This is a genomic window from Bradyrhizobium sp. CCBAU 11434 (assembly GCF_028128895.1).
In the GTDB taxonomy this organism is placed as follows: domain Bacteria; phylum Pseudomonadota; class Alphaproteobacteria; order Rhizobiales; family Xanthobacteraceae; genus Bradyrhizobium; species Bradyrhizobium zhengyangense.
The window spans coordinates 151,093-172,921 of record NZ_LBJX01000002.1 but is presented as its reverse complement, the minus strand read 5'-3'; the positions used below and the strand labels follow the sequence as shown (position 1 = coordinate 172,921).

The 21,829-nt window shown below is 63.2% G+C and carries 20 protein-coding genes and 1 pseudogene; 10 read left to right on the top strand and 11 right to left on the bottom strand.

The window, feature by feature from the left end:
• Window positions 1-51 precede the first annotated feature (51 nt).
• The 3 genes from XI06_RS03010 to rfaD are packed head-to-tail and all read right to left on the bottom strand — an operon-like array spanning window position 52 to window position 3,809.
• Complete coding sequence (locus XI06_RS03010; RefSeq protein WP_271604665.1) at window positions 52-1,335, bottom strand: O-antigen ligase family protein; 1,284 nt, start codon at window positions 1,333-1,335, stop codon at window positions 52-54.
• Complete coding sequence (gene rfaE1, locus XI06_RS03005) at window positions 1,332-2,816, bottom strand: D-glycero-beta-D-manno-heptose-7-phosphate kinase (protein ID WP_271604664.1); 1,485 nt, start codon at window positions 2,814-2,816, stop codon at window positions 1,332-1,334. The genes XI06_RS03010 and rfaE1 overlap by 4 nt, the downstream gene beginning before the upstream one ends.
• A gap of 12 nt (window positions 2,817-2,828) precedes the next feature.
• A complete protein-coding gene (gene rfaD, locus XI06_RS03000; protein WP_271604663.1) occupies window positions 2,829-3,809 on the bottom strand; it encodes an ADP-glyceromanno-heptose 6-epimerase in 981 nt (326 codons plus the stop codon).
• Between the two features lie 172 nt (window positions 3,810-3,981).
• Between rfaD and waaF the strand changes: the two genes are divergently transcribed.
• The 3 genes from waaF (at window position 3,982) to XI06_RS02985 (ending at window position 5,663) form a co-directional block, all read left to right on the top strand.
• Window positions 3,982-5,070 (top strand): lipopolysaccharide heptosyltransferase II, encoded by a 1,089-nt coding sequence (gene waaF / locus XI06_RS02995; RefSeq protein WP_271604662.1) that lies wholly within the window; start codon window positions 3,982-3,984, stop codon window positions 5,068-5,070.
• Between the two features lie 99 nt (window positions 5,071-5,169).
• The gene (locus tag XI06_RS02990; protein ID WP_271604661.1) at window positions 5,170-5,352 is read left to right on the top strand and encodes a hypothetical protein; all 183 of its coding nucleotides are present in this window, start codon (window positions 5,170-5,172) and stop codon (window positions 5,350-5,352) included.
• A 2-nt stretch (window positions 5,353-5,354) separates the two neighbouring features.
• Window positions 5,355-5,663 carry a PilZ domain-containing protein gene (locus XI06_RS02985; protein WP_271604660.1) on the top strand — a complete coding sequence of 103 codons (309 nt, stop codon included), beginning with the start codon at window positions 5,355-5,357 and terminating at the stop codon, window positions 5,661-5,663.
• A gap of 210 nt (window positions 5,664-5,873) precedes the next feature.
• Here XI06_RS02985 and XI06_RS02980 read toward each other — a convergent pair whose 3' ends face one another.
• Window positions 5,874-6,911, bottom strand: a complete 1,038-nt coding sequence (locus XI06_RS02980) for a glycosyltransferase family 4 protein (RefSeq protein ID WP_271604659.1) — start codon at window positions 6,909-6,911, stop codon at window positions 5,874-5,876.
• A 126-nt stretch (window positions 6,912-7,037) separates the two neighbouring features.
• Here XI06_RS02980 and galE point away from each other — a divergent pair, with 126 nt between their 5' ends.
• From galE to XI06_RS02965, 3 genes are all read left to right on the top strand, one after another.
• The gene (galE, locus tag XI06_RS02975; protein WP_271604658.1) at window positions 7,038-8,051 is read left to right on the top strand and encodes a UDP-glucose 4-epimerase GalE; all 1,014 of its coding nucleotides are present in this window, start codon (window positions 7,038-7,040) and stop codon (window positions 8,049-8,051) included.
• A gap of 118 nt (window positions 8,052-8,169) precedes the next feature.
• Window positions 8,170-9,975: an ABC transporter ATP-binding protein gene (locus tag XI06_RS02970; RefSeq protein WP_271604657.1), complete on the top strand. Its 1,806-nt coding sequence runs from the start codon at window positions 8,170-8,172 to the stop codon at window positions 9,973-9,975.
• 35 nt (window positions 9,976-10,010) lie between these two features.
• Window positions 10,011-10,712, top strand: coding sequence for a fumarylacetoacetate hydrolase family protein (locus XI06_RS02965; RefSeq protein ID WP_271604656.1), 702 nt, complete (start codon window positions 10,011-10,013; stop codon window positions 10,710-10,712).
• Window positions 10,713-10,778: 66 nt separating this feature from the next.
• On the opposite strand, the pseudogene XI06_RS02960 reads toward XI06_RS02965, so the two are convergent.
• A pseudogene (locus XI06_RS02960) lies at window positions 10,779-11,235 on the bottom strand (YybH family protein).
• A gap of 133 nt (window positions 11,236-11,368) precedes the next feature.
• On the opposite strand from XI06_RS02960, the gene XI06_RS02955 reads away from it, so the two are divergent.
• Together XI06_RS02955 and XI06_RS02950 are read left to right on the top strand one after the other, a co-directional pair.
• Complete coding sequence (locus XI06_RS02955) at window positions 11,369-11,908, top strand: Spy/CpxP family protein refolding chaperone (RefSeq protein WP_237873247.1); 540 nt, start codon at window positions 11,369-11,371, stop codon at window positions 11,906-11,908.
• A gap of 3 nt (window positions 11,909-11,911) precedes the next feature.
• Entirely contained in the window at window positions 11,912-12,637 is a 726-nt protein-coding gene (locus XI06_RS02950) for a sulfite exporter TauE/SafE family protein (protein WP_237865041.1), read from the top strand.
• An 83-nt stretch (window positions 12,638-12,720) separates the two neighbouring features.
• Here XI06_RS02950 and XI06_RS02945 read toward each other — a convergent pair whose 3' ends face one another.
• From XI06_RS02945 to XI06_RS02935, 3 genes are all read right to left on the bottom strand, one after another.
• Window positions 12,721-13,650 (bottom strand): aspartyl/asparaginyl beta-hydroxylase domain-containing protein, encoded by a 930-nt coding sequence (locus tag XI06_RS02945; RefSeq protein WP_271604655.1) that lies wholly within the window; start codon window positions 13,648-13,650, stop codon window positions 12,721-12,723.
• Between the two features lie 141 nt (window positions 13,651-13,791).
• Window positions 13,792-13,947, bottom strand: coding sequence for a hypothetical protein (locus XI06_RS02940; RefSeq protein WP_014493894.1), 156 nt, complete (start codon window positions 13,945-13,947; stop codon window positions 13,792-13,794).
• A gap of 153 nt (window positions 13,948-14,100) precedes the next feature.
• Entirely contained in the window at window positions 14,101-15,024 is a 924-nt protein-coding gene (locus XI06_RS02935; protein WP_271604654.1) for a LysR family transcriptional regulator, read from the bottom strand.
• Window positions 15,025-15,228: 204 nt separating this feature from the next.
• Between XI06_RS02935 and XI06_RS02930 the strand changes: the two genes are divergently transcribed.
• Together XI06_RS02930 and XI06_RS02925 are read left to right on the top strand one after the other, a co-directional pair.
• Window positions 15,229-15,939 (top strand): SDR family NAD(P)-dependent oxidoreductase, encoded by a 711-nt coding sequence (locus XI06_RS02930; protein WP_271604653.1) that lies wholly within the window; start codon window positions 15,229-15,231, stop codon window positions 15,937-15,939.
• A gap of 18 nt (window positions 15,940-15,957) precedes the next feature.
• Window positions 15,958-17,187: an MFS transporter gene (locus tag XI06_RS02925; RefSeq protein WP_271604652.1), complete on the top strand. Its 1,230-nt coding sequence runs from the start codon at window positions 15,958-15,960 to the stop codon at window positions 17,185-17,187.
• A 102-nt stretch (window positions 17,188-17,289) separates the two neighbouring features.
• Here XI06_RS02925 and XI06_RS02920 read toward each other — a convergent pair whose 3' ends face one another.
• The 3 genes from XI06_RS02920 to ahcY form a co-directional block, all read right to left on the bottom strand.
• Window positions 17,290-18,243, bottom strand: coding sequence for a UDP-glucuronic acid decarboxylase family protein (locus tag XI06_RS02920; RefSeq protein ID WP_271604651.1), 954 nt, complete (start codon window positions 18,241-18,243; stop codon window positions 17,290-17,292).
• Window positions 18,244-18,723: 480 nt separating this feature from the next.
• Window positions 18,724-20,184: a flavin-containing monooxygenase gene (locus XI06_RS02915; RefSeq protein ID WP_271604650.1), complete on the bottom strand. Its 1,461-nt coding sequence runs from the start codon at window positions 20,182-20,184 to the stop codon at window positions 18,724-18,726.
• 159 nt (window positions 20,185-20,343) lie between these two features.
• Window positions 20,344-21,765 carry an adenosylhomocysteinase gene (ahcY, locus tag XI06_RS02910; protein WP_237865049.1) on the bottom strand — a complete coding sequence of 474 codons (1,422 nt, stop codon included), beginning with the start codon at window positions 21,763-21,765 and terminating at the stop codon, window positions 20,344-20,346.
• Window positions 21,766-21,829: the final 64 nt, after the last annotated feature.

The window sequence follows — 21,829 nt, the reverse complement described above, 5'->3', positions numbered from 1 at the left end:
AAGACTCGCCGGCAGAAGCCTTGCGACCTAGAGGGTGCCAGCCCCCACGGCTCAGGAACTCGCTTTCCCCACCTTCGCGCCCTCCCGTTGTGCCCGGATCACCATGCCGCCGGCAACGCCGACGCCGATGACGTAGATCCAGCCCTCGTGAAAGTCGAACAGATGGGAGTTGAACAGCGAGGTGAAGACGTTCTGCACCACAATCAGAAGGCCGATCCAATGGGCCGGCCCGTCGCCGCGAAACAGCAGCAGATGCAGGATCCAAATCGCGTAGAGAACGACGACGCCGATGATCCCCCACTGGATGGCGACGTGCAGCATCTGGTTATGCGGATTCGGAAAGACCCGGACGCCCAGAACCCATGAGGGCTCTTTCGCGGCTCTCTCGAACAGCCCCTGCGAGGAACCGGTACCGTGTCCCACAAGCGGGGCTTCCGCAAAAAACTGAACGGCATGCCGCCAATATTCGAGGCGCTCGCCGATGGACGTCGGCACGCTCTCTTGGGTGTAAAGGCGGTAGTCCCGCGAAAACGTGTCCGCGGTCTTGCGCAATTGCGGCGAGGCTTGCCAGGCGATCGCAGCGCCGGCGATCAGGGCGACGGAGACAACCGCGATGCTGCGCCATCTCAAATGAAGCAGCGCGAACACGCCGAACATGATCGGAACGGTGACGAGCGCGGTGCGCGACACCACCACGAAGACCATGTTGACGAAGAAGCTCAGCGCCAGCGCCGTCAGCAATCCGGCAAGCCAGTAGCGCTTCTCGCGCAGCAGCAGCCCGACCGGATAAGCCAGCGCAACCGCGCAAAGCGTGAACTCCTGGCTCTGGTCGATGTAGTTCTTGACGAAGATGCCGCGCTCGAGATGGTCCGGCTTGAGCGTCAGATTGGGATAGAAGGCGACCAGCCAGGACATCATCGAGAGCAGTGCGCAGGACACCAGGAATGCGATGAAGATCCAGCTTCCACGCGGCGAGCGCTCGAAATGGTAGAGCAGAACGGGCAGCACCAGCAGCTTGACGGTGGGACTGAGCGCATAGAGGCGCGCGCCCCAGGTCGCGTCCGACCACAACGTTCCTACCAGCGCGAGCACGAACAGCGCGATCGGCGCCGCGCAGATCGGACGCGTCAGCGATTGCAGGAATGCCTTGATGTCGAGGAACGGCACCATGCAGACCAGGAACGCGGCGTTGAAGATTGCCGCAAGCGAGGTCGACCACGGCAGCGAGGCAACCGTGAGGATCGCGAACAGGTCGACGGTCTCGCTCCAGGCGACCGGACTACTGAAGCGCCGCCACAGCATCTGGGCGGTCGTCTCCCCTGCAAGTGCCGTCACTCGGTGCCTCCGCGCGCACGATGGACCAGCGCGGTCGTGCTGAATCCCTTGAGGATGTCGACCAGCACGACCGTTCCCCCGGCGGCCTCGACGACCTCGTGACCGACCACCTGCTCGCGGGTGTAATCACCGCCCTTGACCAGCACGCTCGGCGTAATCCGCCCGATCAGGTCGATCGGCGTGTCGTCCTCGAAGATGACGACGAGATCGACCGCTTCGAGCGCGGCCAGCACCTCCGCCCGCGCCCGCTCGTCCTGGACCGGGCGATCGGCGCCCTTGAGCCGCCGTACCGAGGCGTCGCTGTTCAGCCCGACGATGAGGCGGTCGCAGGCGGCGCGCGCCGCGGTCAGCACCTTGACGTGGCCGGGATGCAGGATGTCGAAGCAGCCATTGGTGAAGCCGACGCGCAGACCCTCCCGCTTCCATTCGGCAAGCTGGGCCTCGAGCTGACCGGGCGCGCTGATGACCTTCTCCTCGGCCGCGAGTGTGGCATGTGGCAGGATCTTTCGGCGCAGCTCATCGACGCTGACGCTGGCGGTGCCCTGCTTGCCGACCGCCACCGCGGCCGCGGCACTGGCGATGCGCAGCGCCGTATCCCAATCCGCGCCGGCCGCGATCGACACCGCGAGCGCGGCGGCGACGGTGTCGCCGGCCCCGGAGACGTCGCGCACCTTCACCGGGAAGGCTGGAACGTGGACGGCCTCGCCATGGCGCGGCACCAGCGTCATGCCGTGCTCGCCTTGCGTGACCAGGATCGCCTCGCAATCGGCGAGCCGTATCACGTCCTCGCTGGCATCGACGATGCTCTGCGGCGTGTCGGCGCGGCTGCGGGTCGCTTCCGCAAATTCCTTGCGGTTGGGCGTGAGTAGCGTCGCGCCGCGATAGATCGCCCAGTTCAGGCTCTTGGGATCGACGATCACCGGTTTGCCGGCAGCCCGCGCCGCATCGATGGTGTGGCGGATCACGCGGGCGGTCAGCACGCCCTTGGCGTAGTCGGACAGCAGCACGATATCGGCGCGCGCGATCTGCGGCAGGATCGCCTCGATCAGCCAGGTCTCGACCTCATCGGAGGCAGCTGACGCCTGCTCCCAATCCGCGCGCAGCATATGCGTGGAAAAATGCTCAGAGACGAAGCGGACTTTGCGCGTGGTCGGCCGTGACGGGTCGCACACCAGCGCACTCTCGATCCCGGCATAGCCTGCCATTGCGGAGGCGAGCTGCCTGCCGGCATCATCCTCGCCGACGAGGCCGACGAAGACACAGCGCGCGCCGAGCGAAGCGATGTTGCGCGCGACGTTGCCGGCGCCGCCGATATGGATCTCGCTGCGCTGGGCCGCGATGACGGGTGTCGGCGCCTCGGGCGAGATCCGCGACACCTCGCCATAGACGAACTCGTCCAGCATGATGTCGCCGATGCAGAGCACCGTGCGGCCGGAGATGGCTTGCGTGAGGGCATCGAAATCGAGAATCGGCGTCGGCATGGTCAAATGGCCTTAACGGAAGCGGTCGGGCCGGTCGAGATAGTCCCCGACATAGGCCTTCACCGCGTCCTCGAGCGTCGTGAAGCCGCCGTTATAGCCGGCGCGGTGGAGACGATCGACCTTGCTCTCGGTGAAATACTGGTAAGCACCGCGGATCTGCTCGGGCATGTCGACATAGTCGATGTTGGGCCTTGTGCCGAGCGCGGCATAGGCAGCCAGCATCAGGTCCTTGAAGCTGCGCGCCTTGCCGGTGCCGACATTGAAGAGGCCGGAGACAGCAGGCGTCGCCAGCAGCCACAGGATGACGCGCACGACGTCGTCGACATAGATGAAATCGCGGCGCTGGTCACCGTCGGCGATGCCGTCGCGATGCGACTTGAACAGCTGCACCACGCGGCCCGCCTTGACGTCGTCGAAGCGGCGCGCCAGCACGCTCATCATCGAGCCCTTGTGGTATTCGTTGGGGCCGAACACGTTGAAGAATTTCAGACCGGCCCATTGCGGCGGCAGTTTCTCAGCCCGCGCGATGCGCTCGGCGACCGCGAGATCGAACAGCTGCTTGCTCCAGCCATAGAGATTCATCGGCCGCAGCTTCTTCAACGCCGCCACCGAGGCATCGTCGTCAAAACCTTCCGCACCATCGCCATAGGTCGCGGCCGACGACGCGTAGATCAGCGGCACCGCACCCGCCGTGCACCAGTCCAAGAGGCGCATCGAGAAGCGGAAATTGGTCTCGATCACGAGATCGCCGTCGGTCGCGGTGGTCTCGGAAATCGCCCCCAGATGGATCACGGCATCCAGCTTGCGGCCCTTCAGCCAGTCGGGGAGCTCGGCCGGAGGCACGATATCCACAAGCTGCCGTTTGGCGAGATTGCGCCACTTGCCGTCGCTGCCGAGGAGATCGCAGACCACGACGTCGCTGCGGCCTGAATCGTTGAGCGCGGCGACGACATTCGATCCGATAAAACCGGCCCCGCCGGTCACCAGCAACATTCCAACCACCCTGCCCGATCTTGTGCGGCCCGATACCTGCCGTAGCGCATCATCTGCCAAAGTGTAAGCATTTTGGGCGAACGCATTTGGACTCGCCCTCTCCCGACTTTACCTGCCGGCCCGGAGCGGCTACCGAACCGCCGCATCGAGAGCATCGCGGTCCGATTAACGAATGAATATAGATTCGCAGTTTGGCGGTAATGAGGAACGGGACGACACGCGCCCGATTCTGATCGTCCCCTATATGTGGATCGGCGATTTCGTCCGGAATCACACCGTGGTCCGGGTCCTGAAGGAGCGATGGCCGAACCGGCCGGTGGATCTCCTCACCACGCCCCTTTGCGCCCCCCTGGTCGATTACATGCCCGGCGTGCGCGCCGGCATCGTCTGGGACCTGCCCCGCAGCCGCCTGGCGCTGCGCCGCCAGTTCGGCCTCGCCAAGCTCCTGCGCGAGCGGAACTACGGCACGGCCCTGGTGCTGCCCCGCACCTGGAAGGCCGCCATTGCGCCGACGCTGGCCGGCATCCCCGAACGGGTCGGCTGGGTCGGCGAATTCAGGTTCGGACTGATCAATCGATGGCGCTGGGGCGAGCGGAAGCTTCCTCGCTTCATCGACGAGAATGCCGCTTTGGCGCAGCCGGACGGCGCGCCGCTGCCTCCGGAATGGCCGGTGCCGCAATTGCGGGTTCCGCCTGAGGAGATCGCCCGCTGGCGCCAGGCCAACGGCCTGAGTAGCGGCGCCGCCGTAGCCTTGGCCCCCGGCTCGGTCGGCGTCTCCAAGCGATGGACCTCCTATCCCGAGGCCGCCCGGCTGCTGGTCGAGCGTGGCCTCGAAGTCTGGGTGGTCGGCGGCCCCGCCGAAAAGGGCCTCGCCCAGGAGATCGTCGCAGCCGGCGGCCCGGGGACCGCAGGCGGCCCCGGCGTGCGCGACCTCACCGGCAACGATTTGCGCAACGGCGTCCTCGCCATGGCGGCGGCCGGCGTCGCCATCTCGAACGATTCCGGTCTGATGCATATCGCGGCCGCGCTGGGCACGCCCACCATGGGCATTTTCGGCCCGACCAGCCCCTATCTCTGGGCGCCACTGAACGGCCTTGCCGCAACGGTCGTGCAGACCAAAAGCGTGCTGTCGTGCCAACCCTGCCAGAGCACGGTCTGCAAGATGAACGATCATCGCTGCATGCGGGACATCGCAGCGAGCGAGGTGGTGGGGATTGCGCAGCAAGTGCTGAGCGATGCTGGCAAGCAGGCTGAGAGTTGAGCGATCGACGGCTTTTGCCGGACGTCGCGCCGAACCTAACTTATGTTGAATACACCCTCGGGAAGAATTGGCATCCTCTCGCTTCAGGGGAAAAAGCCAATGGACGAAGACTTCATCAAAGGGCGCGCTCAAGACATCCGCGAGCTCGCGGCGAAAGCGGACCCGTTCACCAGGAAGCGTCTGCTCAATCTTGCCGACACCTACGAGCGCAGGCTTCATCCGGTGCCGCATGCCGCGCCAGGACTCGCAGGCCGGCATTCGCAGCCGCAGATGAAGCAGTAAGCATGCCCAAGGAGAAAGAGCGCGAGAGCCAGCGCGTTTCGTTCGAGCGGCCGCTGTCGGCGCAGATGATGGCGATCGACGGCACCTGGCGCCGCCCCTGCCTGGTCAAGGACGTATCGGAAAGCGACGCCACCCTTCGCGTCGAGACGTCGATTGAGGGCCTGGCGCTGACCGAGTTCTTCCTTCTCCTTTCCTCGACCGGACTTGCCTACCGGCGATGCCAGCTCGACCGCGTCAACGGCGACGAGCTCGAGGTCAGCTTCCTGCGGCAGAAGGCCCGGAAGAGGTCTAGCCGCGAGATGCCGGCTTGATCAAAGCGTGACGATTGGGTTCGCCGAAATTCGCGCGCCCGGCACGCCGGCGAAATGTCGGCGGTGATTTTGGGATGATGCCAATCTACACCTGTTTTGCCCGACAGGTCAAACAAATTTCGTAAAATCAGCATTTCGGCCGTGCGCGTCCGACAAGCCATCTGCGCCGGCTACTGTGCATGGGTTGTTTTCGCTTTTTGGAAAAGCGGCTCAGAGCAGCGGACGATAGATCTCGCCGATCCGGGCCGCCTCGGCATCGAGGCTGAACTTCTCGAGCACCCGAGCCCGCCCCCGCTCGCCCATCGCCGTCGCTGCAGCGACGTCGCGCATCAGCGGTTCCAGCGCCGCCGCCAGCGCCTCCGCATCGCCGGTCGGGATCAGCACGCCGCTTACACCATCCTCGACCACCAGCGTCGCGGCGCCTGCACGCGCGGCAACAAGCGCACTACCGGTCGCCATCGCTTCGATCAGCGTCAGGCCAAAACCTTCGTTGCGCGAGGTGAAGGCGTAGATCGTCAGCCGCTGATACCAGCGCTGCACCTCTTCGATGGGAAGCTCGCCGGTGATGACGATTCGCGATTGCAGGCCAGCTGCCTCGATGCGCTTCTTCAGGTCGTTCGCAAACGGCGTCTGTTCGGCCGTGACCTGGCCGACGATCACAGCGGTGAAGTCAGGATAGCGCGGCAGCGTCAGGCACATCGCATCGACGAACACATCAGTGCCCTTCTGCGCCCGGACGCGACCGAAGCAGCCGACGGCGTATCGACCGGGCAAACCGCTTTCCGCGAACGCCGCAGCGCGATCGGCCGGCGGCGTGTAGACGTCGGTGTCGACGCCGTGCGGGATCACCGTCGATGGCACTTTCAGGAACGAGGCGGAGATGTCAGAGGTTGCGATGATCGCGTCCATCTGGCGGAGCAGCCAGCGCGTGATCCAGGTGTGATGACGCTGCCCCGCCGAGGTGAAGACCAGCTTGAGCGGCCAGCCCAGCGCGCGCAGCAAGACGCCCGCGATCATCTCGTTGTTGCGCCGCGCGTGCCAGATCAAGGGCCGCTTGCGGCGCCACAGCTTAAGGACATCGCCGCTGCCGAGCCGCGCAATCCCCTCTGGCGCATCGGAGCCGAACCAGCCGGCACGAAAGAGCTTTGCCAGCCGCGGCGCCACCATCCGGTTGGTCGCGGTGACCCCGGAATAGCGCCTGTGCAGATTTGGCACGATCACTTGCAGATCGTCCGGGGAATTCGCCACGTCATGCTCCGTTTGGTGCGTCCCCTATACGCAACATTAAGCATAGTGACCAGTTCAGCCGGGCCGAAACCCCCTCTTCACCGCGCAAACGTTAACTTGGCGCGTTGATCGATGACGGGTGAGACCATGACTGTGCTAGTCACCGGCGGCGCCGGCTATATCGGAAGTCACACGGTCCTGGCGCTGGCGGAAGCCGGCGAGGACGTCGTCGTGATTGACGATCTCTCCACCGGGTTCTCCGCCTATCTGCCCGAGGGCGTGCCGCTGTTCATCGGCGATGCCGGCGACGAGAATCTGCTCGAGGGCGTGATCGCCCAGCACGACATCGAGAGCATCATCCATTTCGCGGGCTCCGTGGTCGTGCCGGATTCGATGCGCGATCCGCTCGGCTATTACCGCAACAACTTCACCACCGCGCGCAATTTGCTCAATGTCGCAGTCAAGCGCGGCATCAGCCGTTTCATCTTCTCCTCGACCGCCGCCGTCTACGGCAACCCGGACCAGGTGCCCGTGCCCGAGCATGCGCCGACCCGGCCGCTGTCGCCTTACGGCTCGTCGAAGCTGATGACAGAGATCATGCTGCACGACGTCGCCGCCGCCTACGGCATGCAGTACGCGACCCTGCGCTACTTCAACGTCGCCGGCGCCGATCCGCAGGCGCGCATCGGCCTTGCCACCGTCGGCGCCACGCATCTGCTCAAGATCGCGGTCGAGGCCGCGACCGGTCAGCGCGCCAAGATCGACGTGTTCGGCACCGACTATCCAACCCCCGACGGCAGCTGCATTCGCGACTTCATCCACGTCACCGACCTGTCGCAGGCGCACCGCTCGGCGCTGGCCTATTTGCGCAACGGCGGCGCCTCGACGACGCTGAATTGCGGCTATGGCCGCGGCTATTCGGTGCTGGAGACCATCGACGCCGTGCGCCGGGTGTCCGGCCGCAGCTTCGCCGTGCAATACGCCCCGCGCCGGCCCGGCGACATCATGACCATGGTCGCCGACACCAGCCGCATCCGCGGCCTGCTCGACTGGAAGCCGCAATACGAGGACCTCGAGACCATCGCGGCCCACGCGCTGGCCTGGGAGGACAAGCTGTTCCGGGAGCGCCACGGCGAGCTCCGCCACGCCGTCTCGGCCTAAAATCGCATCCTGTGCAAGCCCTTAATTGGGCTTGAAAAGCGGAGCTTTAGCGGGCACAGAGGCCATTCGATCCCTGACGCGCGGGCAGGCTTTTCCCTGCGCCGTCAATGGACTACGGATGGCCCAGTTTCCAAAGAAAATCACCGACGATCCCTATGCGGCGATGGTCCTCATTCGCCGCCTGGTCATGGAACAGGGGGTCGTCTACTGGCGGCGCTACCTCATTGCCTTCACGTTCATGGCGGCTGCCGCGGGCGCGACCGCGGGCGCGACCTACGTGCTTGGCCAGGTCATCAACCAGGCCTATGTCGACAAGAACATCCCGGGCATCGCGATGTTCTCGGGCATCACGGTGATTCTGCTGTTCATCAAAGGCGTGGCGACTTACGGCCACATGGTGATCCTGACCAAGATCAGCAACGCCATCCTCGCCAACAACCAGCGCCAGCTGTTCGCAAAACTGATGCGCGAGAGCATCGGCTTCTTCTCCGAGCGGCATTCGTCCGAATTCCTGGCGCGGCTCACAGCCGGCGCCAAGTCGATCACCGACGTGCTCAACATGCTGGTCAACGCCATCGGCCGCGACCTCCTGATGCTGGTAGCCATGATCGGCGTGATGGTGTGGCAGGACCCGCTGATGTCGTTCATCGGCCTCGTCGCAGTGCCGCCGGCGATGCTGGTGCTGCGCAAGCTGGTCAAGCGCATCAAGGGCCTTGCCTACAACCAGTTCACCGGCACCGCCGACATCATGGAGACGATGCAGGAATCGCTGCAGGGCATCCGCACCGTGAAGGCCTTCACGCTCGAAGCGACGATGCAGGAGCGTATCGACGAGAACATCGCGATCGTCGAGCGCAACGCCAACAAGATGGCCCGCGTCGCCAACCGCTCCAATCCGCTGATGGAGATGCTCGGCGGCTTCGCGGTCGCCGGCTGCCTGCTTTACGGCGGCTACAGCGTGGTCGCGCTCAACGCCACGCCGGGCGCCTTCTTCTCGTTCATGACGGCGTTCCTGATGGCGACCGAGCCGGCCAAGCGGCTGGCGCGGCTCAACATCGATTTGAACAGCCAGCTCGTCGGCGCGCGCATGCTGCTCGAAGTCGTCGACAGCCCCGCCAGCGAGCACTCCGACGACGACAAGCCGGCGCTGAAGCTCTCCGACGCCCGCATCGAGCTGCGTGACGTCAGCTTCTCTTATCGCAATGGCGAGACGGTGCTCAACCGCATGAGCTTCGTTGCCGAGCCCGGCAAGGTCACCGCTTTGGTCGGCCCCTCCGGCGGCGGCAAGTCGACCGTGCTGGCGCTGCTCTTGCGCTTCTACGAGGTTACGCAAGGTGACATCATGATCGACGGCCAGTCGATCGGCGCGATCTCGCGTAAATCGCTGCGGGCCCAGACCGCCTATGTCGGCCAGGACGTCTATCTGTTCCGCGACACCATCCGCAACAACATCGCCTTCGGCAAGCCGGGCGCAAGCGAGGACGAGATCATCGACGCCGCAAAGGCCGCCTGCGCGCATGAATTCATCATGAGCTTCCCGCTCGGCTATGACACGCCGGTCGGCGAGCACGGCACGCAGCTCTCCGGCGGCCAGCGCCAGCGCGTTGCGGTGGCGCGTGCGCTGATCAAGAACGCGTCGATCATCCTGCTCGACGAAGCAACCGCCGCGCTCGATTCCGAATCCGAACGGCAGGTGCAGGAGGCGATCGAGCATCTCTGCCAGAACCGCACCACCATCGTGATCGCGCACCGCCTGCACACCATCATGCGCGCCGATGCGATCCTGGTTGTCGAGGGCGGCGAGATTGTCGAGCAGGGCCGGCATGACGATTTGCTGCGCCGCTCGGGCCGCTATGCTTCGTTCTTCCGCCTTCAAAACCACGACACAGGCTTGGCGCTGGCGCCGATCAGCGCAACCGCATAGAGTTCCTTCCACCTCAAGAGCAGCGAGACCGCCTCATGAACGCCGCCTCCTACGTGATCCCGCTTCCGCCCCAGGCTTCGCTCCCTGTCGTCGGCGAGAGCGGCCGCTATCCCGTGCGCCGCATCTGGTGCGTCGGTCGCAACTATCTCGAGCACATCCGCGAGATGGGCAATGACGAACGCGCGCCGCCGTTCTTCTTCGCCAAGCACGCCGACATGCTGGTGCCCGATGGCGCCACCATTCCCTACCCGCCGCTGACCAAGGATCTGCATCACGAGGTCGAGCTCGTCGTCGCGATGAAGAGCGGCGGGCTGAACATCCCTGCCGACAAGGCGCTCGATCACGTCTACGGCTATGCCGTCGGCATCGACCTGACCCGCCGCGACCTCCAGATCGCCTCGCGCAAGAAGGAGCGTCCATGGGAGATCGGCAAGTCGTTCGATGGTTCGGCGCCCTGCTCCGCGGTGCAGCCGGCCTCGAGGATCGGCCATCCCTCGAAAGACAAGATCTGGCTCACTGTCAACGGCAAGGAAGCGCAGAAGGGCGACCTTACCGAGCTGATCTGGAACGTGCCTGAAATCATCTGGCAGCTCTCGCAGCAGGTGAAGCTCGCCGCCGGCGACATCATCATGACGGGCACGCCGGCCGGCGTGTCGCAGCTTCAGCCTGGCGACAAGCTCGAATGCGGCGTCGACGGCGTCGGCACGCTGAAGGTCTCGATCGGCCAGCCGGAATAGGCCTCCAACATCCCGAAATCAAAAGGGCCCCGGACATTGTCCGGGGCCCTTTTTAGTTCGATCTTTCTACCAGGCTTTCACCGGCCGATTCGCGTGGCTCGCCTGCGGCACACCGCGATTGAGCGACATGTGAGAGTGAACACAGCCAGCCATCGCCATTCCGCGAAAAGATCATGGTCGCGCGGCCAGGGCGCGGAAACGCGCTGCCATCGGGATGATAGCCTGAGCTCGTCCATGGTGCGATCACGGTCGCCATCGTGCCGTCGGCCGACGCGAGGATCGAGGTCTGGTCGAGCACGAAGCGGAAGTCCGTGGTCTTCGGCCAGACGCTATTCCATTGCGTAGTGACCCACTGATCAAGCCCCGGGATGACGTCATTGTGCGTGCCGAAGGCGAGTACGTCTGGGTGAAAGAGCGGCCGAGCCGAGGCGTAGTCGACCTCGCGGACATAGCCCGCAAAGGTCTCCAGCCACTGCCGAAAGAATTGAACGATCTCGGTGTTCGCAAGTGGCAGCGGGGCCATTGCCTGCTCCATATTTGGCAACTCGCTCAGGCAATCTTGTTGCCACGGGACGAACCGTCCAGCAAGATATGCTGCATCGATAGCACCGGCGGAAATCGATCAGCAAACCGGCCGACCTTACGGAGTGAGACTCATGAGACGCCTTCTGCTTGCGGCCACGCTTGTCATCATGTGCAATGCTGCCGACGCGCAGTCGGACCAGCCTTATGCCGGTCTTGAGCAACGTCCCGTCAAGGCGCTGTCGCGACAGCAGATCGACGATCTGCTGAGCGGACGCGGAATGGGCTTGGCGCTGGCCGCTGAACTAAATGGATACCCCGGCCCGAGCCATGTTCTCGAACTCGGTGATCGCCTTGAGTTGACTTCGGATCAACGTCTTCGAGTTCAGAAACTCTACGACGCCATGAAGCAAGAGACGGTCCCGCTAGGCAACAAGCTCGTCGAGCAAGAGAGGGAACTGGATCAGCTTTTCTCGGCTCGTGCGGTGACACCGGAATCGCTCAAAGCCACCATCGCTGCCATTTCCGAAACCCAGGCGCAGCTGCGTGAAAGCCACCTCAAATATCACCTGACGACCGCAGCTTTGCTCAATCAGAGTCAAATGCAGCGATATGCCGAACTGCGAGGTTATCAGCACCCCATCGGTTCCGAAGGACACAGGCATCATCACTAGAAAATGCTGACGGCATTCTTCGCTGCAATTTCGCTTCTCTATGCGACAGTAGGTCAAGCGGGCGGAACAGCATTTCTTGCGCTCATGGCCTTTGCCTCGTTTCCCCCAAACGAGATGAGGCCAACTGCCCTGTTGCTCAATATCGTTGCGGCTACCTATTCCACGTGGCTATTCAATCGCGGCAGCCATATCGACTGGGCCAAGCTGAAGCCACTTCTGATCGCCTCACTGCCAACCACTCTGGCGGGCGCATCCATCGTTCTGGCCGATGATATCTACCACACCATCACGGGAATCGTGCTCCTGCTCGCCGCTATCGTCCTGGTGATCGGACGGAGAAACGAAGATTTGCCGGATCGAGCCACGCCACTCGGGGCCGCAATATTGACGGGCGCCGGCGTCGGCTTCATCTCGGGGCTAACCGGCGTTGGCGGTGGCGTGTTCCTAGCTCCCATTTTGGTTGGAATGCGCTGGGCATCACCCAAACAGACCGCGGCGCTCTCCGCGCCTTTCATCCTCGGAAACTCCGCCATCGGATTGGTCGGGGCGATCCACGTTGGACAGGTACCGTCATCCCAAACTTGGCTGTATGCACTGGGCGCGCTCGCCGGCGCGATAGCTGGAACCACGATAGGGTTGCGATGGCTCTCGCAAACGGCAACACGCTACGTTCTTGCCACTGTCCTTGGCTCCGCTGGCGTTCAGCTCGTAGCGTTCGCTGCCAGATGAGTGCGGAGAATGGTGGGCAGATTGCGCTTTCGCCTTCGCTCTTCGAGCTACGGCGCACAAGTCGCTAATCCGCCCCACCTACATCACTTCAGCGCCGAAAACACGATGAGGCCGAGAACCAGCGCCGTCAGCGAATATTTCAGCGTGTAGTAGACGTTGCGGTTCCATTCCTTGACCTTGCGGCTGCCGAGATGGATCTCGTAGAGCTTGCCGAACACCTTGTTGAGCGCGCCGACATGCTCGCCATCGACGTTCTGGGTCGCCGACGCCTTGACGATGTGATGACTGACCCAGCGGTTGATCGCGGTCATGAAGCCGTACTTCATCGGGCGCTCGACGTCGCAGAACAGGATGATGCGGTTGACATCAGTCTGGTTCTCGGCGCTGTGGATGAAGGTCTCGTCGAACATGAAGGCTTCACCGTCGCGCCAGACGCATTCGACGCCGTCGACGAGGATGCGGCACTTGTTCGAGTTCGGCGTGACGAGACCGAGGTGATAGCGGAGCGAGCCGGCGAAGGGATCGCGATGAGCGCCGAGCTTGCCGCCCGGCGGCAGCATCGCGAACATCGCACCGTGCACACTCGGGATCGACTTGAGCAGCTCCACCGTCTTCGGGCACAGCGCGTTCGCCGAAGGCAGGAAGTCGTCGTACCACTTCAGGTAAAATCGCTTCCAGCCACTCTTGAAGAATGAGTAGAAGCCCCAGTCATTGTTCTTGGCAGCGGCGCGGATGAAGCCCTCGTCGAACAGGCGCACGGCCTCGTCGCGGATGGTCTCCCAGTTCTCGCTGAGCGGCTTCAGCTCCGGAAACTGCTCAACCGAGATCACCGGCTTGTTCGGCACTGCCGAGCCCGCATACATCAGCACATTGTAGGGCGCGAGATAGGTCGAGTGATCGCCGAGCTGGCGCGCAAAGCGCAGCCGCTGCTTGCCGCGGAAGTGAACGTAAATCGTAGATGCCACAAGCATATACAGAATGACGAGTTGCGGCGCAAAAAGCTGTTTCAACATTTCCCCAATCCCGAGCGATCCAGCTAGGTGTCGTGTAACCCGCGGCGCCTTCACCAGCAAGATATTCACCGGGGAGTTGCGGTCACGCTCGGGAGAGGTTGGGGATGGAACCGGGGCAAAAACGGACCAAAACGAGCCGAATCACGCCCGGGACAGCGCCTGGAGACCTTTGAAAGTCAGGCGTTTGGGATCCGTGACGCCGGCGAGATAGAGCCGGCGGATGAATGCAATTACGGCGTCGCGGTCGCAATCGGTCAGCGCGACGACAGCGTCGACCGCGATCTTCTGGGCTTCCATTGGGCTCACCTCGGCCTTGCGAGTAACCCCGGCCGAGACAGGCTAGGACTCATCCGTTAAATCGGCGTTAACCGTTTGGGAACCATCGCCGATTCAGCCGGGCGGCCGTATACGTGAAACAACGCATTGGCTGCCGCGCCGTGTCCGCGAGGTCTAGCGCGCACCGAGACTCTTCTTGAGCAGCGCGAACTGCTTCCTGAGCCGCGGGACTGCGAAGTCGGTGAAAGCCCGCACCTTCGACACTGTGAGCCGTCCCTGCGGACAGATCAGGTGAACCGGCATCTCGGGATCCTCGTCACCGGCAAGCACGATCTCGAGCTCGCCGCGCGCCACCTGCTCGGCAACCTGATACGAATACATCCGCGCCACGCCGCGCCCGGCGACGGCGGAAGCCACGGCCGCGTAGGTGCTGCTGACGGTGAGACGCGGTGTGAACTGAACCGTGCGAGGCGCCGACGAATTTTTCGGCGGCTTGAACGTCCACGAATTGGGAAGATGGGCCATCGCCACGACCTGATGCTTGGCGAGATCGCCGGGCTCTTCGATCCGGGGGTGTTGATTGAGATAGCGGGGAGCTGCCACGACGACACGGCGGACCTTGCCGATCCGCGTCGCGACCATCGCCGAGTCCGCGAGCGGACCGATGCGAAGCGCGACATCCACGCCTTCATCGATCAGACTGACCGCGCGATCGAACAGCAGGAGCTTTGCCGACACCGTCGGATAGGCGTCCAGAAACGCATCGAGGATCGGCCGCAACACCATCTCGCCTGACACCACCGGCGCGGTGATCGTGAGCAGGCCGCGCGGCGCGGTGCGCGGACCGGCTGCAATGTCGTCGGCTTCTTCCAGCTCGATCAGCACGCGGCGGCAGACCGCGACGTAGCGCTCGCCCTCCTCGCTCAGCTTGATGGATCGCGTGGTCCGATGCAGCAGCTCGGCGCCCGCCCGCTCTTCGAGAAAGGCGATGGCTCGGCTGACCGCCGCAGGCGAACGGCCAAGCTTGCGGCCGGCGGCGGCAAGGCTCCCCTCGTCCACCGCGAGGACAAATACCTTCATCGCATCCAGACGATCCATGCTTTCCCGCGGCCCTTCTGAATTCCACCGGCAAGCTAGGCGTTTGCCCCAACCGCGACAACTCCCGCCAGCTGCCGGCCGGGCATTCGTACGCGACGCGAAAGAGTGTCTGCCGGACAGTGCGCATTCGCAGCCGGGCCGCCGTGGCCTATTTCTGAGCCCAAGCCGGCGAGCGCTGGCACGGATCAACAAGAGGAGCCCGTCATGGGTATCGAGCAGAAGGTTGCCATCATCACCGGTGCGTCGCAGGGCATCGGCGCCGCCCTCGTCCAGGGCTTTCGCGATCGCAATTATCGTGTGGTCGCCACAGCAAGGTCGATCAAGCCGTCGGGCGACGACGAAGTTCTGGCCGTTCCCGGCGACATCGCCGACCGGACAACCGCCGAGCGCGTGGTTGCGCAGGCCGTCGCCCGCTTCGGCCGCGTCGATACGCTGGTCAACAATGCCGGCATCTTTGTCGCAAAGCCGTTCACGCAGTATACCGCCGAGGATTACGCGTCTGTGATGGGCACCAACGTCGCGGGCTTCTTCAATATCACCCAGCTCGCGATCGCCGAGATGGAGAAGCAGGGGTCTGGCCACGTCGTCCAGATCACCACCACGCTGGTCGACCATGCCAATTCGAACGTGCCCTCAGTGCTAGCCTCGCTGAGCAAGGGCGGCCTCAACGCCGCGACCAGGTCGCTCGCGATCGAATACGCCAGGCGCGGCATCCGCGTGAACGCGGTGGCGCCAGGGATCATCAAGTCGCCGATGCACCCGGTGTCGACGCACGCGCAGTACGGCGCGATGCACCCGGTCGGCCACATGGGCGAGATGTCCGACATCGTCGATGCCGTGCTCTATCTGGAGGGTGCGTCCTTCGTTACCGGCGAGATCCTGCATGTCGACGGCGGCCAGAGCGCCGGCCACTGAGCCGCGCATGAGGATGACATGACCGAACTCAATGCAGATACCAATCACCACGTCCGGCCGGAGCAGCGGCCGGGCACGGCGTCACAGTCAACTTGGCGATATGCCGTCGCCGGCCTCGCCGCATCGCTGGTCGGGCTTGGCTTCGCCCGCTTTTCCTACACGCCGTTGATCCCGGCGCTGATTGCAACGAAGTGGTTCAGTGCCTCCGACGTCGTCTATTTCGGTGCCGCGAACCTTGCCGGTTATCTCGCCGGCACACTCGCGGCGCGAGCTGTCGCCGCCCGCATCGGGGCGATCCGAGCGTTACGGACAATGATGGTGCTCGCCACCCTCTCCTTCTTTGCCAGCTCTGCTCCGGTGTCTTTCATCTGGTTCTTCGCCTGGCGCTTCCTCTCGGGTCTCACCGGCGGCATCATCATGGTGCTGGCTGCTTCTGTAATCCTCCCACACACCCCGACCAGCCGGCGCGGCATCATCGGTGGCGTGATCTTTGCGGGCGTTGGGCTCGGCGTGGCTGCATCGGGCACATTGGTGCCGCTGTTGCTGCAACAGGGTTTGCCGCAGAGCTGGTATAGCCTTGGCGTCCTCGCTGCCGTCCTCACACTCCTGAGTTGGTCGAACTGGCCCGCGGAAGCCAGGGGCGATACTGCGTCCTCGCACCACACAAAACGGCGTCACACCTCGCCGGCCGCCCGGGCGCTCCTGATCCAGTACGGGCTCAACGCGGTCGCGCTGGTGCCGCACATGGTCTTCATCGTCGATTTCGTGGCGCGTGGCCTTGGCCAGGGCATTGCGGCGGGATCACGCTATTGGGTACTGTACGGCCTCGGCGCGATCGCAGGCCCGCTCGTCACCGGCCATCTCGGCGACCGCTCCGGATTCGGCCCGGCCTTGCGCGCAGCCTTTCTGATCGAGGCAGCCGCCGTGCTGCTGCCCACCGTCAGCACAGCACCGGTGTCGTTGATCGTATCGAGCGTGGTGGTCGGCGGCTTCACGCCGGGCATCGTGCCCTTGGTGCTCGGCCGCATCCATGAGCTTGTTCCGCACTCCAGCGAGCAGCAGCGTGCGACATGGAGCCACGCCACCACCAGCTTTGCGCTGTTCCAGGCGGCTGCGGCTTACGGCTTCTCCTGGATCTATGCGCAGACCGGCGGCGACTATCTCGTCCTGTTCGCTCTCGGCGGCGGCGCCGCGATCTTGGCGCTCGCGATTGACCTTGGCCTCGTGCTCACGACGCGCAAGGCGTGACCGCAGGCGGCGCGGTCAGGAGTACCGCACACGCCGTCGTCGATCTTGCCGAAGCGCAAGGAAACGATGTCGAGCGCATAGTTCTGGTACAGGTCGGACAAACTACGGCAGTTCTTTGAGTAGCTTTTCAAAGTAGGCAATCGTCCTCGCAATCCCTTCGCGAAGCTGCGTCTTCGGCTCCCAGGCCAGTTCCAGCTTCGCTTTCGTAATGTCTGGACGTCGTTGACGCGGATCATCGGCCGGTAAAGGAAGGTGCACAATCTTGGAGGATGATCCAGTCATATTGATTATGGTATTTGCAAGCTCAAGCATCGAAACGTCTGCCGGATTTCCGATATTGATTGGTCCAGTAACTCGATCATCGGTGTTCATCAAACTGACGAGCCCATGGATCAAGTCATCGACGTAGCAAAACGCGCGAGTCTGAGATCCATCCCCATAGACGGTAATGTCTTCACCTCGCAGCGCCTGAACAATGAAGTTCGATACGACGCGTCCGTCATTGGGATGCATGCGAGGACCATAAGTGTTGAAGATTCTCGCAACTTTGATCCGCAACTTGTGCTGACGCCGATAGTCGAAAAATAGGGTTTCGGCGCAGCGCTTGCCTTCATCATAGCAGGAGCGCATCCCGATGGGATTTACGTTGCCCCAATATTCCTCGTTTTGCGGATGGACACTAGGATCTCCATAAACTTCAGAAGTGGAGGCCTGAAGAATCTTGGCTTTGGTACGCTTGGCCAAGCCAAGCATGTTGATCGCCCCATGTACGCTCGTTTTCGTCGTCTGTACCGGATCGTGCTGGTAGTGCACGGGCGACGCTGGGCACGCGAGATTATAAATCTCATCAATTTCAAGATAGATCGGAAACGTCACATCGTGACGGATGAGCTCAAAGCGGGTCTGACCAATCAGGTGCTCGATGTTGCGGCGCGTTCCGGTGAAGAAGTTGTCAAGGCAGATGACCTCCGCTCCCGTCGCCAGCAGCCTCTCGCACAGATGGGAGCCGAGGAATCCCGAACCGCCTGTGATAAGTATCCGTTTCTGGAGATGCATGGGATGGTCCTCACTCGATCCTGTAGTAACTTTGAGCTTCTGCCGGTTTGATGGAGAACGAGTTAAGCTAATCCCACCATGCACTCGAACTCAACTCGGCGGCGATAACAGATGGTCGAGTCGCCGCGATAGTGTTGAAAAATCTTTCGTTTGGCCGCTGCGAGAACCGGGTATCCCGGGCCGGAAGCAAGAACACGAGAACAAGGCGACGAATGAACATCGCGGTTAAACCACGAAGAAGCCGTAGCCCGCGACGGCCGGAGTGATGCATTGCGGGATCCCACATTCGCCACTGACATTAGCCGGCGTGCATATAGAGGCGAGCTGTTCCGGATCGACAATGGCCGCGACACGTAGAGGGTCGCCCCTTGGCGTATATCAGCCGCCACTCAATGCGGCGCGTATGTTCGCACTCACTCCGACGGCATCGCTAAACATTGCCGGCACCATTGCGGCGGGGCTGCGAGTGCCCGCCGGCGATCAGGAGTACCGCATCACGCCGTCGTCGATCTTGCCGAAGCGCAAGGAAACGATGTCGAGTGCATAGTTCTGGTACAGCCGCCACGGCCGCTTCGAGCCCTGCTTTGGCATTTTCGCGATGGAGCGCTGCACATAGCCCGAGGTAAAATCCAGCGACGGCTGTGCGGTGATATCAGGATCGTCATTGTGCGGCACGGCTTGCCGGAAATTGTGTCGCTCCATGTAGTTGATGAGCCGGCAGACATATTCACAAGTGAGGTCGCATTTCAGCGTCCAGGACGCATTGGTGTAGCCGAAGGCCGATGCCATGTTCGGCACGTCGGCATACATCATGCCCTTGTAGGTGAGCGTTTTGGCGAAATCGACGGCGCGGCCGTCGACGCTGACCTCGAGGCCGCCGACGACCTGGAGCACCAGGCCCGTCGCTGTCACAATGATGTCCGCGGCAAGCTCGCTGCCGTCCTTGAGGCGGATGCCGTCATGCGTAAACGTGTCGATCTCGTTGGTGACCACGGCGGCGCGCTTTTCGCGGATCGCCTTGAAGAGATCCCCGTCCGGCACGAGGCAAAGCCGCTGGTCCCAGGGATTGTAGCGCGGCGTGAAATGGGTTGCGATGTCGTAATCCGGCCCGAGCGCGGCTCTCACGCCCGTCAGGATCAGGTTCTTCACCTTCGCCGGCTTGCGCCGGCTGAGCTGGAAGAAGAACATCCCCCACATCACGTTGCGCCAGCGGATCAAATGATAGGCCAGCCGCGCCGGCAAGTTTCGTCGCAGCTTGTTGGCGACGGGATCCTGCGCCGGACGCGACACCACATAGGTCGGCGAACGCTGCAGCATGGTGACCTGCGCAGCCTTCTTCGCGAGTTCCGGCACCAGCGTCACCGCGGTCGCGCCCGAGCCGATCACGACGACGCGTTTGCCGGCGTAGTCGATATCCTCGGTCCATTTCTGCGGATGCACGATGCGGCCGGCGAAGTCAGCTGCGCCCGCGAACTCCGGCGTGTAGCCCGCCTCATATTTGTAATAGCCCGCGCACATGAACAGGAAATTGCAGGTGAAGCGCACGAGCTCCGTGGCGTCCTCGCCCGCCATGCGCTCGGCCTCGATGGTCCACCGCGCATCACTCGTCGACCACGCCGCGCGCTTGACACGGTGGCGGTAACGGATGTGCTTGTCGATGCGGTTCTCGGCCGCGGTCTCGCGCACATAGTTCAGAATCTGCGGCCCGTCGGCGATCGCTTTCGGATCGGTCCACGGCTTGAAGGAATAGCCGAGTGTGAACATGTCACTGTCCGAGCGGATGCCGGGATAGCGAAACAGGTCCCAGGTGCCGCCGATGCAGTCGCGCCCCTCCAGAATGACGTAGCTCTTGCCCGGGCACTTGGTCTGGAGATGATAGCCCGCGCCGACGCCTGATAGCCCCGCACCCACGATCAGCACGTCGAAATGTTCTTGTTGCATGGTTTCCTCCACCACCGGGGATTGTCGGCCCGTCGCCGCTGGGCGTCAATCGGCAATCAGCCGTGCGGAAACCGCGAAACGGGTTGAATTCCATGCGCCGAAACAACAAAGCCCCGGATCGCTCCGGGGCTTCGCGTTGTTGATCAATAGGTTTGCCGATCAGTAGCGGTAGTGGTCCGACTTGTACGGACCTTCCTGCTTCACGCCGATATAATCGGCCTGGTCCTTGCGGAGCTCGGTGAGCTTGACGCCGATCTTGGCGAGGTGGAGGCGCGCGACCTTCTCGTCGAGCGACTTCGGCAGCACGTAGACTTCCTTCTTGTACTTGCCGTCCTTGTTGTTGGCGAACAGCTCGATCTGCGCCAGCGTCTGGTTGGTGAAGGACGCCGACATCACGAAGGACGGGTGGCCCATCGCGTTGCCGAGGTTCACGAGCCGGCCTTCCGACAGCATGATGATGCGATGCTTGTCGGGGAACTCGATCTCGTCGACCTGCGGCTTGATGTTGGTCCACTTCAGATTGCGCAAACCCGCGATCTGGATCTCGTTGTCGAAGTGGCCGATGTTGCAGACGATGGCGCGGTCCTTCATCGCGCGCATGTGCTCGATGGTGATGATGTCCTTGTTGCCGGTGGCGGTGACGAAGATGTCGGCGCGGGGCGCGGCGTCTTCCATGGTCACGACCTCGTAGCCTTCCATCGCAGCCTGCAGCGCGCAGATCGGATCGACTTCCGACACCATCACGCGGCAGCCGGCCTGGCGCAGCGAGGCGGCCGAGCCCTTGCCGACGTCGCCGAAGCCCGCGACCATCGCGACCTTGCCCGACATCATCACGTCGGTGCCGCGGCGGATGCCGTCGACCAGCGATTCACGGCAGCCATAGAGGTTGTCGAACTTCGACTTGGTGACGCTATCGTTGACGTTGATGGCTGGCCACAGCAGCGTGCCGGCCTTCTGCATGTCGTAGAGACGATGCACGCCCGTGGTGGTCTCTTCGGAAACGCCCTTGATGCTCTCGGCGATCGCGGCGAAGTAGCCCTTCGGCTTCTCCTTGAGCTGCTTCTTCAGAAGCGCGAAGAAGACTTCCTCTTCTTCCGAGCCTGGCTTGTCCAGGAACGCGGTGTCGCCTTTCTCGGCGCGCAGGCCGAGATGGACGTACATGGTGGCGTCGCCGCCGTCATCGAGGATCATGTTCGGGTGACCGCCGCCGTGCCAGTCGAACAGCTTTGCGGTGTAATCCCAGTAGTCCTTGAGCGTCTCACCCTTGACGGCGAAGACGGGAATGCCGGCGGCCGCGATCGCCGCGGCGGCGTGGTCCTGCGTCGAATAGATGTTGCAGGAGACCCAGCGGATGTCGGCGCCGAGCGCTGCCAGCGTCTCGATCAGCACGCCGGTCTGGATTGTCATGTGCAGGGAGCCGGCGATGCGCGCGCCCTTCAGCGGCTGCTTCGGGCCGAACTCCTCGCGGGTGGCCATCAGGCCGGGCATCTCGGTCTCGGCGAGCGAGAGTTCCTTGCGGCCGAAATCGGCGAGCGAAATGTCCTTGACGATGTAATCGGTGAAGCCGGGCTTCGCGTTCATTGCGAGTGTCCTGTTGTTGAACGGGCAGTCCGGGACACCTCGAAGAGGCGCCCCGGGCTAGCGA